General features: G+C 68.7%; 12 protein-coding genes, 4 tRNA genes and 1 pseudogene. 7 read left to right on the forward strand and 10 right to left on the reverse strand.

The window, feature by feature from the left end:
• Positions 1–32: 32 nt before the first annotated feature.
• The 5 genes from WFI52_RS07000 to WFI52_RS07020 all read right to left on the reverse strand — a co-directional run bounded on the left by WFI52_RS07000 (position 33) and on the right by WFI52_RS07020 (position 1617).
• Complete coding sequence (locus tag WFI52_RS07000; RefSeq protein WP_336626288.1) at positions 33–695, reverse strand: DNA alkylation repair protein; 663 nt, start codon at positions 693–695, stop codon at positions 33–35.
• 4 nt (positions 696–699) lie between these two features.
• Positions 700–1209 (reverse strand): glycine cleavage system protein R, encoded by a 510-nt coding sequence (locus WFI52_RS07005; RefSeq protein WP_336626289.1) that lies wholly within the window; start codon positions 1207–1209, stop codon positions 700–702.
• Between the two features lie 111 nt (positions 1210–1320).
• A tRNA-Val gene (locus WFI52_RS07010) sits at positions 1321–1392 on the reverse strand.
• Positions 1393–1418: 26 nt separating this feature from the next.
• Positions 1419–1489 (reverse strand) — tRNA-Cys (locus tag WFI52_RS07015).
• Between the two features lie 55 nt (positions 1490–1544).
• Positions 1545–1617 (reverse strand) — tRNA-Gly (locus tag WFI52_RS07020).
• Positions 1618–1767: 150 nt separating this feature from the next.
• Between WFI52_RS07020 and WFI52_RS07025 the strand changes: the two genes are divergently transcribed.
• A tRNA-Val gene (locus WFI52_RS07025) sits at positions 1768–1843 on the forward strand.
• An 82-nt stretch (positions 1844–1925) separates the two neighbouring features.
• Positions 1926–2270, forward strand: coding sequence for a YnfA family protein (locus WFI52_RS07030; RefSeq protein ID WP_336626290.1), 345 nt, complete (start codon positions 1926–1928; stop codon positions 2268–2270).
• Between the two features lie 4 nt (positions 2271–2274).
• On the opposite strand, the gene WFI52_RS07035 is transcribed toward WFI52_RS07030, so the two are convergent.
• The 4 genes from WFI52_RS07035 to WFI52_RS07050 all read right to left on the reverse strand — a co-directional run bounded on the left by WFI52_RS07035 (position 2275) and on the right by WFI52_RS07050 (position 6645).
• A complete protein-coding gene (locus WFI52_RS07035) occupies positions 2275–2847 on the reverse strand; it encodes a type II toxin-antitoxin system PemK/MazF family toxin (protein ID WP_336626291.1) in 573 nt (190 codons plus the stop codon).
• A 76-nt stretch (positions 2848–2923) separates the two neighbouring features.
• The gene (locus WFI52_RS07040) at positions 2924–4150 is read right to left on the reverse strand and encodes an ammonium transporter (protein WP_336626292.1); all 1227 of its coding nucleotides are present in this window, start codon (positions 4148–4150) and stop codon (positions 2924–2926) included.
• Between the two features lie 204 nt (positions 4151–4354).
• Entirely contained in the window at positions 4355–5317 is a 963-nt protein-coding gene (gene zapE / locus WFI52_RS07045) for a cell division protein ZapE (RefSeq protein ID WP_336626304.1), read from the reverse strand.
• A 50-nt stretch (positions 5318–5367) separates the two neighbouring features.
• A complete protein-coding gene (locus WFI52_RS07050; protein WP_336626293.1) occupies positions 5368–6645 on the reverse strand; it encodes an alpha/beta hydrolase family protein in 1278 nt (425 codons plus the stop codon).
• Positions 6646–6670: 25 nt separating this feature from the next.
• On the opposite strand from WFI52_RS07050, the gene WFI52_RS07055 reads away from it, so the two are divergent.
• The 5 genes from WFI52_RS07055 (at position 6671) to WFI52_RS07075 (ending at position 12779) form a co-directional block, all read left to right on the forward strand.
• The gene (locus WFI52_RS07055; protein WP_336626294.1) at positions 6671–7261 is read left to right on the forward strand and encodes a DUF3000 domain-containing protein; all 591 of its coding nucleotides are present in this window, start codon (positions 6671–6673) and stop codon (positions 7259–7261) included.
• Positions 7254–8450, forward strand: coding sequence for an HRDC domain-containing protein (locus WFI52_RS07060; protein ID WP_336626295.1), 1197 nt, complete (start codon positions 7254–7256; stop codon positions 8448–8450). The genes WFI52_RS07055 and WFI52_RS07060 overlap by 8 nt, the downstream gene beginning before the upstream one ends.
• A gap of 74 nt (positions 8451–8524) precedes the next feature.
• Positions 8525–9733, forward strand: coding sequence for a thiolase family protein (locus WFI52_RS07065; RefSeq protein ID WP_336626296.1), 1209 nt, complete (start codon positions 8525–8527; stop codon positions 9731–9733).
• Between the two features lie 5 nt (positions 9734–9738).
• Entirely contained in the window at positions 9739–11883 is a 2145-nt protein-coding gene (locus tag WFI52_RS07070) for a 3-hydroxyacyl-CoA dehydrogenase NAD-binding domain-containing protein (protein ID WP_336626297.1), read from the forward strand.
• A 188-nt stretch (positions 11884–12071) separates the two neighbouring features.
• Positions 12072–12779, forward strand: a complete 708-nt coding sequence (locus WFI52_RS07075) for an SPFH domain-containing protein (protein ID WP_315552608.1) — start codon at positions 12072–12074, stop codon at positions 12777–12779.
• Positions 12780–12845: 66 nt separating this feature from the next.
• On the opposite strand, the pseudogene pepN reads toward WFI52_RS07075, so the two are convergent.
• A pseudogene (gene pepN, locus WFI52_RS07080) lies at positions 12846–14879 on the reverse strand (aminopeptidase N); the annotation flags it as partial.
• Positions 14880–14992 lie beyond the last annotated feature (113 nt).

The following is a 14992-nucleotide window of genomic DNA, read 5'->3' on the forward strand; positions in this document are numbered from 1 at the left end:
GGTGCACGCCCCGTCGCGAACAGACCGGGCGATCAGAGGTGTTTGAGGGCCTCGCGAGTACTCAGGGGGCTCAACTGCCGCGACGCCACGAAGCTCCGGACCCAGTCGGGCGCGCTGCGCGCGGCATCCCGCAGCGCCCAACCGATGGCTTTGCGGATGAAGAACTCGGGATCGGCGGCGTTCTCGTCGATCACCTCGCGCAGAAGGTCTGCATCGAGTCGTTCCCGGCGCCCGAGTTGCGCGATGATCGCGAGCCGCCGCATCCACATGTCCCCATCGCTGCTCCAGGTGCGAACGATCAGTGCCATCTCCGCGGGGAACGCATCCAGCAGATCGGCGACGCGGTGAGCGACTTCGTCGGTGAAGTCCCACCACTGACCGGTGCGCACCATGTGCTCGACCAGCGGCACGAGGTCGGGATTGCCTCGGAGTGCACGCAGCCCGAGGAGGGCGAGCGCGGCGTATCGCTCCTCACGGAACCGGGCTTCGTCCCAGAGCGTGAGCGCGGCATGTCGCAGTTCATCCGCGTTTCGGATGCTGCGGCCGTGAGACTGCGCAATCCGGCGAGCCGCGGGCACGCGAACTCCCAGGAACGGCATCGCCGACTTCATATACGCCTGCTGGCCGGCAGCGATCGACGGGTTCGCCTGCGTCCGAAGGTCGTCGCGGATCGCCGCAACGAGGTCGTCCACCACCCGCTCAGCCGACGGTGAGGTCGACCTGGATCTCACCGGCGAGAGCCTCGAGCGCTCCCGTCAGAGCCGCCGCATCGGAGTGCGCCGGCAGGCTCACCTCGACGACGGCCTCGAAGAGTGTGCCACCAGCCATCGGAGCCTCGAGGGTGCGGCTGCGGAACGCGTCGATGCTCACGGCGTGATCGGCGATGGTTGCAGTGACGTCCCGGACGATCCCCGGACGGTCGTTACCGAGGACCGTAAACGAGACGGAGTGCGAGGCGTCGGCGGATGCCGTGGGCGACGCATCGTGCGTCGTGACGCGAAACAGTCCGTCGAGCTCGCCGAGCGCCGCCGTCAGCGCACGCTGCCGCTCATCCGGCACTGAGACCAGCACGATGCCCGCGAAGGCACCGGCGAGCTCGGCCAGCTCGCTCTTCTCCCAGTTGCCGTCGTGGTCGGCGATGGTGCGTGCGAGGGCGCTGACGAGTCCGGCACGATCGTCGCCGACGACGGTGAGCACGAGGTGGGCCATGCCGCGAGCCTAACGCTCCGACTCCGACGGGTGCGAGCGCGTGAATCGGCCTGGCCGGCCTTGTCTTGTTCGGAAATGCAAAAACCCCCGTCTACCGGGGGTTTTCTTGAGTGCGCGATACTGGGATCGAACCAGTGACCTCTTCCGTGTCAGGGAAGCGCGCTACCGCTGCGCCAATCGCGCCCAAATGGGTATTCAGTTGTGAGGCGAGGTGGCGACGGGATTCGAACCCGTGTAAACGGCTTTGCAGGCCGGTGCCTAGCCGCTCGGCCACGCCACCGTGTGGGGTTCGACCCACGTGGAGTGACCCCTTCGAAAAGAGATCCCCGCACTCGAGCGGATGACGAGACTCGAACTCGCGACCCTCACCTTGGCAAGGTGATGCGCTACCAACTGCGCTACATCCGCATTCGCACCCCGGTTTCCCTGAGCACTTGAATGACTTTAGCCGACGATCGCGCGTGCGCAAAACCGGTGGCCGCCCGCGCGTGTCACGCGCGTCGATTGGGCGCGGCGCTCGGCATCCGGTAGCATCGGATCTCGGTCCTTCGGGATTACGGGCGATTGGCGCAGTTGGTAGCGCGCTTCCTTCACACGGAAGAGGTCATCAGTTCGAGTCTGGTATCGCCCACCATGAGCCCCCGCCGCGGCGGGGGTTTTCTCGTGCCCGCGGGCCCGTCACGACGACGAAACACCGAGGCGGCAGAATGGCGCGCATGACCACGCTGCGCATCGTCACGCTGTTCGCCCTCGCCGCTGTCGCCGAGATCGGCGGCGCGTGGCTGATCTGGCAGTCGGTGCGGGAGAACCGCGGCTGGTTGTTCGCGGTGCTGGGTATCGTCGCGCTGGGCGCGTACGGCTTCATCGCCTCATGCCAGCCCGACGCCCATTTCGGGCGCGTCCTCGCCGCATACGGCGGCGTCTTCGTCGCGGGCTCTCTCGCATGGGGCATCGTCGTGGACGGATTCCGACCCACGGTGTGGGACCACATCGGATCGGCCGTCGCGCTTCTGGGGGCTGCGATCATCATCCTCGCGCCGCAGGCGGCGACAGCCGAGTGAGCCGCTACTCCCCCGCCTGCCAGCCCCAGCCGTAGCGGCGCTGCAGCGCCTGGGCGACGACCGCGAAGCGCTTCACGTCGATCGCGGATGCCTCGCGCCGCATGCCCTCACGGTGCACCGAGTACACCTGCTCGATGTCGACCCAAGACGGCCGGCCCTGCGAGTCCCACGCGCCCGAACCGATCGGCAGGAAGTCGCGGTCCCCGTCGTGCGCCTTGCTCGTCAGCCGTACGGCGAAGACGCGGTCGGCGCTCTGGCGACCGATGACGAGGACGGGGCGGTCCTTGCCGCGTCCGTCGTTCTCCTCGTACGGCACCCACGTCCACACGACCTCACCCGCGTCGGGATCGCCGTCACGCTCGGGGGCGTAGGTGATGCGCACGCCGCCCGCTGCCGGCGGCTCGATCTCGATCGTGGCCGTACGACCGTGCTGGCCCGGCGAGGCAGTCTGCGCCGCGGCATCCTCGCGCCGCTTCGCGTGCTGCAGTTGCTCGTCGACGACCGCGGCTCCGCCGCTGAGGACGTTCACGATGCCTTTGATCAGGCCCGTGAGGTAGCCGCCCGTTCTGCCTGCCATGCCCCCACCCTAACGATCCGGTGCGCACGACGAAGGGCGTCGGACCACGGTCCGACGCCCTTCGCTCCTGACGGGATCAGTCGACGAGCGCGTAGCCCTCTTCACCGTGCACGACGGTGTCGATGCCGGCGATCTCGTCCTCGTTCTTGACGCGGAATCCGATCGTCTTCTCGATCGCGAGGCCGAGGACGTAGGCGACGACGAAGGAGAAGATCAGCACCGCGAACGCCGCGATGAACTGGACGACGAGCTGCTGGATGCCGCCGCCGACGAACAGTCCGGTACCGGTGGCGAAGAAGCCGAGGTAGAGCGTGCCGATGACACCACCCACGAGGTGCACGCCGACCACGTCGAGCGAGTCGTCGTAGCCGAGCTTCCACTTGAGCTCGATCGCCAGGGCGCAGATGGCGCCGGTGATCAGGCCCAGCAGGAGCGCCCAGCCCGGCGTCAGGTTGGCGCACGAGGGCGTGATCGCGACGAGACCCGCGACAGCGCCGGACGCGGCACCGACCGAGGTCGACTTGCCGTCCTTGAACTTCTCGACGACGACCCAGCCGATGATCGCTGCTGCGGTCGCGCCGAGCGTGTTGATGATGATGAGGCCGACCGACGAGTCCTCGGTGCCGAGGAGGCCGAACGTGCCTTCCGCGCCGGCGTTGAAGCCGAACCAGCCGAACCACAGGATCGCGGCGCCGAGCATCACGAGCGGCACGTTGTGCGGCTTGTGGATTCCCTTCTGGAAACCGACGCGCTTGCCCAGGACCAGCGCGAGCGCGAGGGCCGCGGCACCGGCGTTGATGTGCACCGCGGTGCCACCGGCGTAGTCGATGACCGAGACGCCGTCGAAGCCGAGCGTGTCGCCGAGCTGCATGATCCAGCCGCCACCCCAGACCCACGCGGCCACGGGGAAGTACACGAGCGTCGCCCAGATACCCGCGAAGATCATCCACGAGCCGAACTTCGCTCGGTCGGCGATAGCGCCCGAGATGAGAGCGACAGTGATGATCGCGAAGGTGGCGCCATAGGTCGCTCCGACGAGGGTGTCGCTGTTCGCGTTGGCGAGGCCGAAGTCACTGAACGGGTTGCCGGCCAGGAAGGTGGGGCCGTCGGTGATCGCCGACATGTTGAACCCGTACAGGATCCAGAGCACTCCGACCAGGCCCATCGCGCCGAAGCTCAGCATCATCATGCTGACGACGCTCTTGGCCTTGACGAGCCCGCCGTAGAAGAACGCCACGCCGGGCGTCATGAAAAGTACGAGGGCTGTCGCCGCGACAGACCACGCGAGGTTTCCGCTGTCCATGAGATCCTCACTCGGGGTTGTGTAACTCGATTCCCCTCCCTGCGCGTTTCGGGACGCCGGGTCGAGGCGAGTCCCAGTGTGGCGATGCGGCGTTTCCTACGGCATGCAGGTCGTGTTTCCGAAGCGTTACGAGACCTGGATGGGTGTGAACATCACGTTTCGCGCGTGAAGGCCGTCAGAGCGGCCGCGGGGCCCGGAGCCGCGTCAGGAATGCGTCAGCGCGTTGAGGCGCGAGATCGCGCGCAGGTACTTCTTGCGGTATCCGCCGCCGAGCATCTCGGGAGCGAAGACCTCGTCGAGCGGGCGTCCCGTGGCACGCATCGGGATCTGCGCGTCGTACGCGCGATCCACGAAGGCGACGAAACGCAGTGCCGCGGACTGGTCCTCGAGCTGGACGACGTCCCGCAGGCCGATCGTGGAGATGCCGTCGATGACGCGGATATACCGCGAAGGGTGGACGGATGCCAGATGCCGGATGAGCCCCGAGAAGTCGTCGTCCGAGACGGTGCCGCGCGCCGCGGCATCCTGGAGCTCGTGCGCGTACGTCGCCGCGTCGAGTACGGCCGCGTGACCGTCGATCGCGCGTTGCCGGTAGTCGGTGCCGTCGATGCGCAGCGTCTCGAAGCTCGACGCCATCGCATGGATCTCTCGCAGGAAGTCCTGCGCGGCGAACCGTCCCTCGCCGAGCGCATTCGGCGGGGTGTTGGACGTCGCGGCGAGCTTCGTGCCGGTCGGCACGAGTTCGCCGAGCAGACGCGTCATGACCATCGTGTCGCCCGGGTCGTCCAGCTCGAACTCGTCGATGCACAAGAGGTCGGCGCCGCGGAACAGCTCCACCGTCTTCTGATATCCGAGGGCACCGACCAGTGCGGTGTACTCGATGAACGAGCCGAAGTACTTCCGACGGGCGGGCATCGCGTGATAGACGGATGCCAGCAGGTGGGTTTTGCCGACGCCGAAACCGCCGTCGAGGTAGACGCCGGGCTTCATCTCCGGCGCCTTCTTCGCGCGCCGGAAGAGTCCGCCGCGCTCCAGCGGAGCACTGCCGCGGCTGAACGCGATGAGCAGGTCTTTCGTCTCCTGCTGCGACGGGTAGTCCGGGTCGGCCCGATACGTCTCGAAGGTCGCGTCGTCGAACTGCGGAGGGGGCACGAGGGCGGCGACCATCTCGGCGCCGGAGACCTGCGGCGAACGGTCGATCAGATGCACAGGCGAGCTCACGGCGCGTTCTCCTCGGCGAGGGTCGGATCGTGCCGGCGCAGCCAGTCCTCGATCGCTCCTGTCCAGCGCTGCTGGTCGTAGTTCCACAGCTTCGTGTGGCGCGCCGTCTCGAAGCTCTGCAGCTCGACAAGATCGGGGCGTGCCGCAGCGAGAGCGTGCGAAGCGCTGGAAGGGACGAAGCCGTCGTCGTCGCTGTGCAGGATGAGGACGGGATGCCGGAGCTCCGCAGCCCGCGCGACGATGTCGAGCCGGTCGAACGGGATGCCGCCGTCGGCACCCGTCGCAGGCGACGCCCACTCGGTGCCGAGCGTCCCGATCGCAAGCCCCGTCACGGGAGCGGGGAGCCCGAGTTCGTGGCCCTGATAATTCAGCACGGTGCGCCAGTCGACGACGGGCGAGTCGAGGACGACACCGACGATCTCCTCACGGTGGGCCGAGCCGAGAGCGACCTGCAACGCGATCGCTCCGCCCATCGACCAGCCCATGAGCAGGATCCTCCGCGCCCCGCGGCGATGCGCCCACGTGATCGCCGCGTCGACGTCGCGCCATTCCGTCGCTCCGAGTGCGTACGTCCCGGAACGGGTGCGCGGTGCGTCGCCGTCGTTGCGGTAGGACACGATGAGCGACGTGACGCCGAGCGCGTGGAAGACGGGCACGGCACGCAAGCACTCCGCGCGCGTCGTGCCGCGCCCATGGATCTGGATGACCCAGTGGTCAGATGTCTCGCCGTCCGTCTCGGCAGGGAAGAGCCACGCGGGGCACGGGCCGAGAGGCGACGGGACGTACTCCTGTGTGAAGGGAAGATGCAGCTCCTCCGGCTGGTGGAAGTACCAGCCGCTGAACGCCGCCTCCGGCGCCAGATGCATGTCGCCCTCGACCTCGGTGAGGAGCTTCCGCTTGACCGTGCCCGCGTCACTCGCGAGCACCGAGCCGATCTTCAGATAGTCGGTCGCACCCGTCGTGAACAGACCGTAGCGTCCCGGGAGCGCGGTGTCGGGAGTCCTGCCCAGAGTGATGGTCTGAGCGGCGACGTCGACGTCCAGGATGCGCGTGTCGGCCGCGCGGCGCGCGGGCATGACGACGCGGCGAGCGACACGCAGCGCGACGAAGGCGAGGCCCGCAGTCACCGCGACCAGGGCGGAGGCAAGGCCCACTGCGGTCGCCCCGAGCACCGTGCGCAGCGCGACCGCCTTGCCGATTCCTACGTGGGCGGCGGTTCGTCCGCGGGGGGCGGTTCGTGCGTCGGGAGCGACGGCGCGCCTGGATGCCTTCATCGTCCCTGCATTCTAGTCTGACTGCGTGGATGAACCCCGCGCGACGTCAGCGCCCGAGGCGTTCCGCACGGTGCGGGATGCGGTACGCGAGATGTCGTTTCGCGCCGATTTCGCCGTGCGCGAGATCCCCGAACCGGCGAGCCTCGCTCCGTATGCATACGCGATCGCGGGCGACGTTCGACCCGACGCGGAAGGGGTCGATTCGGAGTACGGCACCGGGCGGCTCGTGCTGCTCTACGACCCCGCCGAGCGCGATGCGTGGAACGGTCCGTGGCGGATCGTGTGCTTCGCGCAAGCGCCGCTCGAACCGGAAATCGGCACCGACCCGCTTCTGGCCGACGTAGCCTGGTCATGGTTGGTGGACGCGCTCGACGCGCGCGGTGCCGGGTTCCACTCGGCATCCGGAACCGCAACCAAGACGCTGTCGAAGGGGTTCGGGAGCCTCGCCGGCGAAGGCGACGGTGCGCAGATCGAGTTGCGAGCCTCGTGGTCTCCGGCGGAAGACCTCACCGCTCATATCGACGCGTGGGCAGAATTGGTATGCATGCTGGCGGGATTGCCGCCGGGGTCGGAGGGGATTGCCGTGTTCGGATCGCACAGGATGCCGCGTGCCTGAGTACCACGTCATCGCCGACCGCGCGGAGTTCGAGTCGGCGGCGCGCACCCTCGCGAGCGGGACGGGTCCCGTCGCTGTCGACGTCGAGCGCGCATCCGGGTTCCGGTACTCGCAGCGCGCCTATCTCGTCCAGGTGTACCGGCGGGACGCGGGAGCGTTCCTCTTCGATCCGCCCGCTCTCGGCGACATGGGGGCCCTGCAAGACGCGATCGGCGGCGAGCAATGGATCCTGCACGCGGCGAGCCAGGACCTCCCATCGCTTCGCGAGCTGGATCTGAATCCGCCGTCGATCTTCGACACCGAGCTCGCGGCACGGCTGCTCGGCCACGAGCGCGTCGGGCTGGGAGCCGTCGTCGAGGACACACTCGGCATCACCTTGGCGAAGGCCCACTCGGCAGCCGACTGGTCGACACGCCCGCTCCCCCAGCCATGGCTGGAGTACGCCGCGCTCGACGTGCTGCATCTCGTCGACGTGTTCGAGGCGCTGAGCGCCGAACTCGATGAACAGCACAAGACCGACATCGCCGCACAGGAGTTCGAGGCCGTGCGCACGCGCCCCGACAAACCACCGCGCGAGGAGCCGTGGCGGCGACTCAGCGGCCTCCACACCGTACGCGGCCGCCGCGCACTCGCCGTCGCCCGCGCCCTGTGGCAGGCGCGTGAGGATTTCGCCCGGGCCGAAGACACCGCGCCGGGTCGGCTCGTTCCCGACCGCGCGCTCGTCGCCGCGATCCTCGCCGACCCCAAGAGCAAGCACGATCTCTCCCGTGTGAAGGAGTTCACGGGTCGCGCGAGTCGCACGCAGCTGGATCGGTGGTGGGCCGCGATCGAGGCAGGACGCGCTGAGACTTCTCTGCCGCCCGACCGCGTGCCGAGCGACGGACTGCCCCCGGTCCGTGCCTGGGCGGACCGGAATCCCGAAGCCGATGCCCGGTTGAAGGCGGCGAAGCCGCGTGTCGACGAGGTCGCCCGCGAGCTCGTCATGCCCGTCGAGAACCTGCTCACGCCCGACACGCTGCGTCGAATCGCGTGGGCTCCCACGGCGCCCATCGACGAGGCATCCATCGCGGCCGACCTCGCTGCGCACGGCGCGCGACCATGGCAGATCACCGCGACAGCTCCCGTGATCGCCGTCGCATTTGTCGAGTCCGTTCAGCCGACCGGCGACGACGCGGGCGACGTCTCGTAGAATCGAACCAAGCGATTTCACGAGACTGAGTCTCACGTTAGGCTGTACTCAATCTCACTTACCTTGGAGGCAGTGTGGCCGAGATCACGGACGTCTACTTCGTCGACGGCATGCGCACCCCGTTCGGGCGCGCCGGCGAGAAGGGCATGTACTGGAACACCCGCGCGGATGACCTCGCCGTCAAGGCGACGATCGGACTCATGGCGCGGAACACGAACGTCCCGGCCGATCGCGTCGACGACGTCGCAATCGCGGCGACGAGCCAGACGGGTGAGCAGGGACTGACCCTGGGACGCTCGGTCGCGATCCTCGCGGGCTTGCCGCAGACGGTTCCCGGCTTCGCGATCGACCGCATGTGCGCGGGCGCCATGACGAGCGTCGCGATGATGGGCGCATCGATCGGCTCGGGCATGTACGACGTCGCCCTCGCCGGCGGTGTCGAACACATGGGCCACTACCCGATCGGCGGCAACGCCGACCCCAACCCGCGCTTCGTCGCGGAGCGCATGGTCGACCCGGGCGCCCTGAACATGGGAGTCACCGCTGAGCGCATCTTCGACCGGTTCCCGCAGCTCACCAAGGAGCGCAGCGACCGCTTCGGCATGCTCAGCCAGCACAAGGCGCAGGCCGCCTACGAAGCGGGCAAGTTCCAGCCCGACCTGGTCTCCGTCGCGATCAAGGATGCCGAGGGCAGCTGGGGGCTCGCCACGGAGGACGAGGGCCGGCGACCGCAGACCACGATGGAGGATCTCGCCGCCCTCAAGACGCCGTTCCGCCCGCACGGGCGCGTGACGGCGGGCACATCGTCGCCCCTGACCGACGGCGCGACGATGTCGCTGCTCGCTGGCGGCGCCGCCGTGAAGGAGCTGGGTCTCGCGCCCAAGATGCGGATGGTCTCGTTCGCCTTCGCCGGCGTCCAGCCCGAGATCATGGGCATCGGCCCGATCCCCTCGACCGAGAAGGCGCTGAAGAAGGCCGGGCTGAAGATCGACGACATCGGTCTGTTCGAACTCAACGAGGCCTTCGCCGTGCAGGTGCTCTCGCTCCTCGACCACTTCGGCATCGCCGACGACGACCCGCGCGTCAATCAGTGGGGCGGCGCGATCGCGCTCGGGCATCCGCTCGCGGCCTCCGGCGTGCGTCTCATGATCCAGCTCGCGGCACAGTTCGCCGAGCGCCCCGACGTCCGCTACGGCCTCACCGCCATGTGCGTCGGCCTCGGGCAGGGTGGCTCGGTCATCTGGGAGAACCCGCACTTCGACGGTAAGAAGGGCAAGCGCTGAACGCCATGACGAACTACGACGAGATCGACTTCTCCCCCATCCAGGCTCTCACCGAGGGTGAGGTCATCACCCATTCGCGCGTCCGCGACATCACTCTGCCCTCGGGCAAGGTGCTCGCGCTCATCACGCTCGACAACGGGCGTGACCACACCCGCCCGAACACCCTCGGGCCCGCCACGATGACCGCGCTGGGCGAGACCCTCGACGTCCTGAAGGGGCGGGCCCGGAACGGCGAGATCGACGCTGTCGGGGTCACCGGCAAGCAGTACATCCTCGCTGCCGGCGCGGATCTGTCCGACATCACCAAGGTCGGCTCGAAGGCGAACGCGAAGCTGGTCGCGCAACTCGGCCACAAGGTGTTCGGCAAGCTGTCCGACCTCGGTGTGCCCACGTTCGCCTTCGTCAACGGCCTCGCCCTCGGCGGCGGGCTGGAGATCGGGCTGAACTCCGACTACCGCACGGTGGATGCCTCCGCCGCCGCGATCGCGCTGCCGGAGGTCTTCCTCGGGATCATCCCCGGCTGGGGCGGCGCGTACCTGCTTCCGAACCTCATCGGCATCGAGAACGCGCTCGAGGTCGTCATCTCGAACCCGCTCAAGCAGAACCGCATGCTGAAGCCGCAGCAGGCGTACGACCTCGGCATCATGGACGCGATCTTCCCCGCGGCGACGTTCCTCGAGGACTCGCTGCGCTGGGCGGACGGCGTGCTGACAGGCGCGACCAAAGTCGAGCGGAAGAACCAGCCCGGCAAGATCGAGCGCACCGTCAAGTGGCCCGTCGCGATCAAGATGGCCCGCGGCATGCTCGAGTCGAAGATCGGCACTGTGCCCCGCTCGCCCTATGTCGCGCTCGACCTCATCGACAAGGCCCGCTCCGGTACCAAGGAAGACGGGTTCGCCCGCGAAGACGAGGCGCTAGCAGACCTGGTCACAGGCGACCAGTTCGCGGCATCCATGTACGCGTTCGATCTCGTGCAGAAGCGCGCCAAGCGGCCCGTCGGCGCTCCCGACAAGGCGCTCGCGAAGAAGGTCACCAAGGTCGGCATCATCGGCGCGGGACTCATGGCGAGCCAGTTCGCGCTCCTGTTCGTGCGGAAGCTCCGTGTGCCGGTTCTCATCACCGACCTCGACCAGGCGCGCGTCGATAAGGGCGTCGCGTACATTCACGACGAGATCGGCAAGCTCGAGGCGAAGGGACGCCTCGACGGTGACACGGCCAATCAGCTGCGCGCGCTCGTGACCGGGACGACCGACAAGAGCCTCTACGCCGACTGCGACTTCGTCATCGAGGCGGTCTTCGAAGAGGTCGGCGTCAAGCAGGCCGTGTTCGGTGAGATCGAGAAGATCGTCGCCGAGGATGCGATCCTTGCGACGAACACCTCGTCGCTGTCGGTCGAAGAGATCGGATCGAAGCTCGCGCACCCCGAGCGCCTCGTCGGCTTCCACTTCTTCAACCCCGTGGCGGTCATGCCGCTCATCGAGATCGTCAAGACGCCGGTCACGACCGAGTCGGCGCTCTCCACCGCGTTCGTGGTGGCCAAGGGCCTGGGCAAGAACGCCGTGCTCACGGCCGACGCCCCCGGCTTCGTCGTGAACCGTCTGCTCGCGAAGGTCATGGGCGAAGCTGCGCGCGCCGTCTACGAGGGCACGCCGGTCGCCGACGTCGAGAAGGCGTTCGCGCCCCTCGGCCTGCCGATGGGACCGTTCCAGCTCATCGATCTCGTTGGCTGGAAGGTCGCCGCGCACGTGCAGGACACGATGGTGCACGCGTTCCCCGACCGCTTCTACGCGAACGAGAACTTCCACCGTCTCGCGGAGCTCCCCGAGGTCGTGGAGAAGGACAAGGGCGGGCGCGTCACCGGCTTCACGAAGGCGGCGCAGAAGATCGTGAAGGATGCGGCGGGGTCGACACCGGCATCCGCCGACACGATTCTGCGCCGCGTGCAAGACGGCCTGGCGCAGGAGATCAAGCTCATGCTCGACGAGGGCGTCGTGCCCGAAGTCGAAGACATCGACCTGTGCCTCATCCTCGGCGCGGGGTGGCCGTTCATCGACGGCGGCGCATCGCCCTACCTCGACCGCGAGGGGGCGTCGGAGCGCGCCTTCGGTGACACGTTCCACCACCCCGTCATCCGCGGCATCGGCGGCTGACGCCGGACCCCCCGGATTCGCAGAACAGCAACAGAATCGGATGCCGCAGCTCGCGGCATCCGATTCTGCTGTCGATGTCCGATACCGCTCCGCCCGGCACGAGAACATTCGGTGACGTGCGGCGGAACGTTCTCGCGCTGCGGTGCGAATCGGCGGATCTCCACCGCGCGACGCGTCATCCTGGGCATGTGATCGACACCGTCACCTCTCTCTTCGGCACGAGCAGCATGAATGCGCTCATCAAGACCGGCGGCGCCGTGCTCACCGTGCTGCTCGTCGTGCCGGCCCTGTTCAAGCTGCTCGTTGTGACGATCGACGAAGGTGAAGCGGCGATCCGCACCCGCAACGGCCGGCCGATCGTGCGCCGACGCCCACGCGGAGGGCATGATGCCGGCGAGGTCGTGGTCCTCGGCCCGGGCACGCACGCAGTGTTCCCCGTGCTGGCGTGGTACCGCCGCGTGGACACCCGGGTCCGCTCGACCGACCTGCCGGCGCGCCAGCTCACCGCGGGCGGCGGGCGACAGCATCTGGTGCACGCCTCGTTCGACTGGCGCCCCTTCGTCACCGGCACCGATCTCCGCATCTTCGAGCTCGAGGTCGTGCATGTGACGGAGCGCACGGGCAACCTCGTCGGCGCGGCGCTTCGCGATCTCGTGCGGGCCGATCACGGCGCGCAGCTGCCCGTGAACGCCGACCTCTCGGCATCCGTCGTCGCCGCGTGCGCCGATCGGGTGCGCAGAGCGTGCGGGATCGAGCTGCTCTCGGTCGTGATCACGGGCGATGCCCTCACCGACGGCTACCTCCTCTCCGAGGCCCTCACGGCGCGCGGCGACGGCGACGGCGCGAACTCCCGGGTCGGCGCCGTGACCGCTCTGCGCACGGTCTCCCACCCCTAGCCCGCGCACGACGCGCGATCGCGCGTTCTCGCCCTCGCGGGGCGCTCTCCGGCGAGAGAGCGACCGTCACATGGCCGGCTGCACCGCACGTACCCGCAGGTCGCGCGCCAGACCGTCGCGCTGTTCGATCACGAGGCGCCGCAGCGCTCCCGGGGCATCCGCGTTGGCGTCGAGCCATTCGTCGACGAGAGCGAGCGAGTCCGATGTCGGGAAGAGCCCGATCACGAGGCGCCGCGCGATCTCGATGCTGCGCTCCGCCCAGGCCGATCGGATACGTGCGAAGTAGTCCGCATCGAACCGGGCGACGAGGTCGCGTCGCCCGCCCGCGCGTACGCCCGCGATCGTCGCGTCGAGGTGATCGTTGGTCAGGGCGACGTCGTCCCACGCCGCGCGCCACGCAGCGGCTCGCACCTCGGCATCCGGCCGCGCCGCGAGTACCGTCCGGTACGCTGTGCGACCCTGAGACGAGCCGTCCCGTGCGAGCTCGGCGTCCACTTCGGCGGCCCCGGCGTGCCCCGTCGCCGCAAGCGCGGTGAGCCACTCCCAGCGCAGCTCGGCGTCCAGCGGCAGTCCGGCGGGTGCGTCGGCCGTCCCCGCGAGAATTGCCGCGAGATCCGCTGCGCGTCGCCCACTGCGGGATGCCGCCGCCCCGACCGCACGCGCCCACGCGAGTTGCGCATCGGACCCGGCGGGGGCGGCCCACAGGGAGTGCCAAGAGGTCTCCAGCCACGCGTCGGCGAGGGTGTCGCGCTGCGCGGCGGTGGCATAGTGTCCGATCGCGAACTGCGCGTGCGCGAGAGCGTCGGCCAGGAGGGCTGCGTTGTCCTCGGCCGGAGTGTGCCGGGCGACGACGTCGAGATAGCGTGCGACGGCGAGCTCGCCGTCACGTGTGGCATCCCACAAAGATGCCCAGATGACGGCGCGCGCAAGCGCGTCGTCGATGGTCGACAGGGCGCGGGCGGCGGCATCCGTCGAGCGCTCATCCAGGCGCACCTTCGCGTAAGTGCGGTCGCCGTCGTTCGGGAGGATGAGGTCGGCCGATGCGCCGGGCGGGGAGGGCGCGGAGACGGCCGTACGCTCCTCCACGATGTCGACGTCGATGCCGCCGCGCCGCACGAGACGGTCGCCCTCGAACACGTAGAGTCCGACCGTGAGCCGGTGCGGACGCGGGTCCGTCTGCACGACCGACAGGGCGCTGCCGGCCCCGCGCTCGACGGAGATCCGCGACATGCCGGTCGTCTCGAGCCACGCCGCACTCCATCCACGCAGGCTGCGCCCCGACTCCTCCTCGAGCGCCGCGAGCAGGTCGTCGAGGGTCGTGTTGCCGAACGCGTGCGCCGCGAAGTACCGGCGCGCGCCGCGGAAGAAGGCGTCCTCCCCCACGAACGCGACGAGCTGTTTGAGAACCGATGCACCCTTCGCATACGTGATGCCGTCGAAGTTGAGCTTCGCCGCCTCCAGGTCGGGGATGTCGGCGACGATCGGATGCGTCGTCGGCATCTGGTCCTGCGTGTACGCCCACCCCTTGCGACGGCTCGCGAACGTGACCCAGGCGTCGGGGAAGCCGCCGGCGGCGACGGCGGCGTGCGCGCCGGAGAAGTCGGCGAACGACTCTTTGAGCCACAGATCGTCCCACCAGCGCATCGTCGCGAGATCACCGAACCACATGTGCGCCATCTCGTGCAGGATCGTGTTGGCGCGTCCTTCGCGCTGCGCGACGGTCGCCGCACCGCGGAAGACGTACCGCTCGGTGAACGTGACGAGCCCGGGGTTCTCCATTGCGCCGAGGTTGTACTCGGGGACGAAGATCTGGTCGTACTTGCCCCACGGATAGGTGAGCCCGAACGCGTCGCCGAAGAAGGACAGTCCCGCACGGGTGATCTGCAGGATCTCCTCCGCGTCACCCGAGTCGATGAGGTGGGGCGCAAGCGAGGCGCGGCACAGCACTCCGAGCGCGACAGGGCCGCTCGCTCCCTGCCAGGTGCCGCTCACGCGCGCATAAGGACCCGCCGCGATCGCCGTGATGTAGCTCGAGAGCGGATGGGTCTGCGCGAAGGTGACCCGCGCACCGCCGGCGACGCTCTCGCGTCCCGTCTCGGCGCGGTCAAGTCCCGTGGCGTGGTGTCATTCCGTTGTTCCCTGTGGGTGGGTGGTGGTCAGGCGGTGAGGTAGAGCTCGGGGCGGGCGGGTTCTGTGTGTTCGTGCAGGGTGTG

The sequence above is a fragment of the Microbacterium sp. MMO-20 genome (genome assembly GCF_037147735.1).
Lineage (GTDB): Bacteria > Actinomycetota > Actinomycetes > Actinomycetales > Microbacteriaceae > Microbacterium.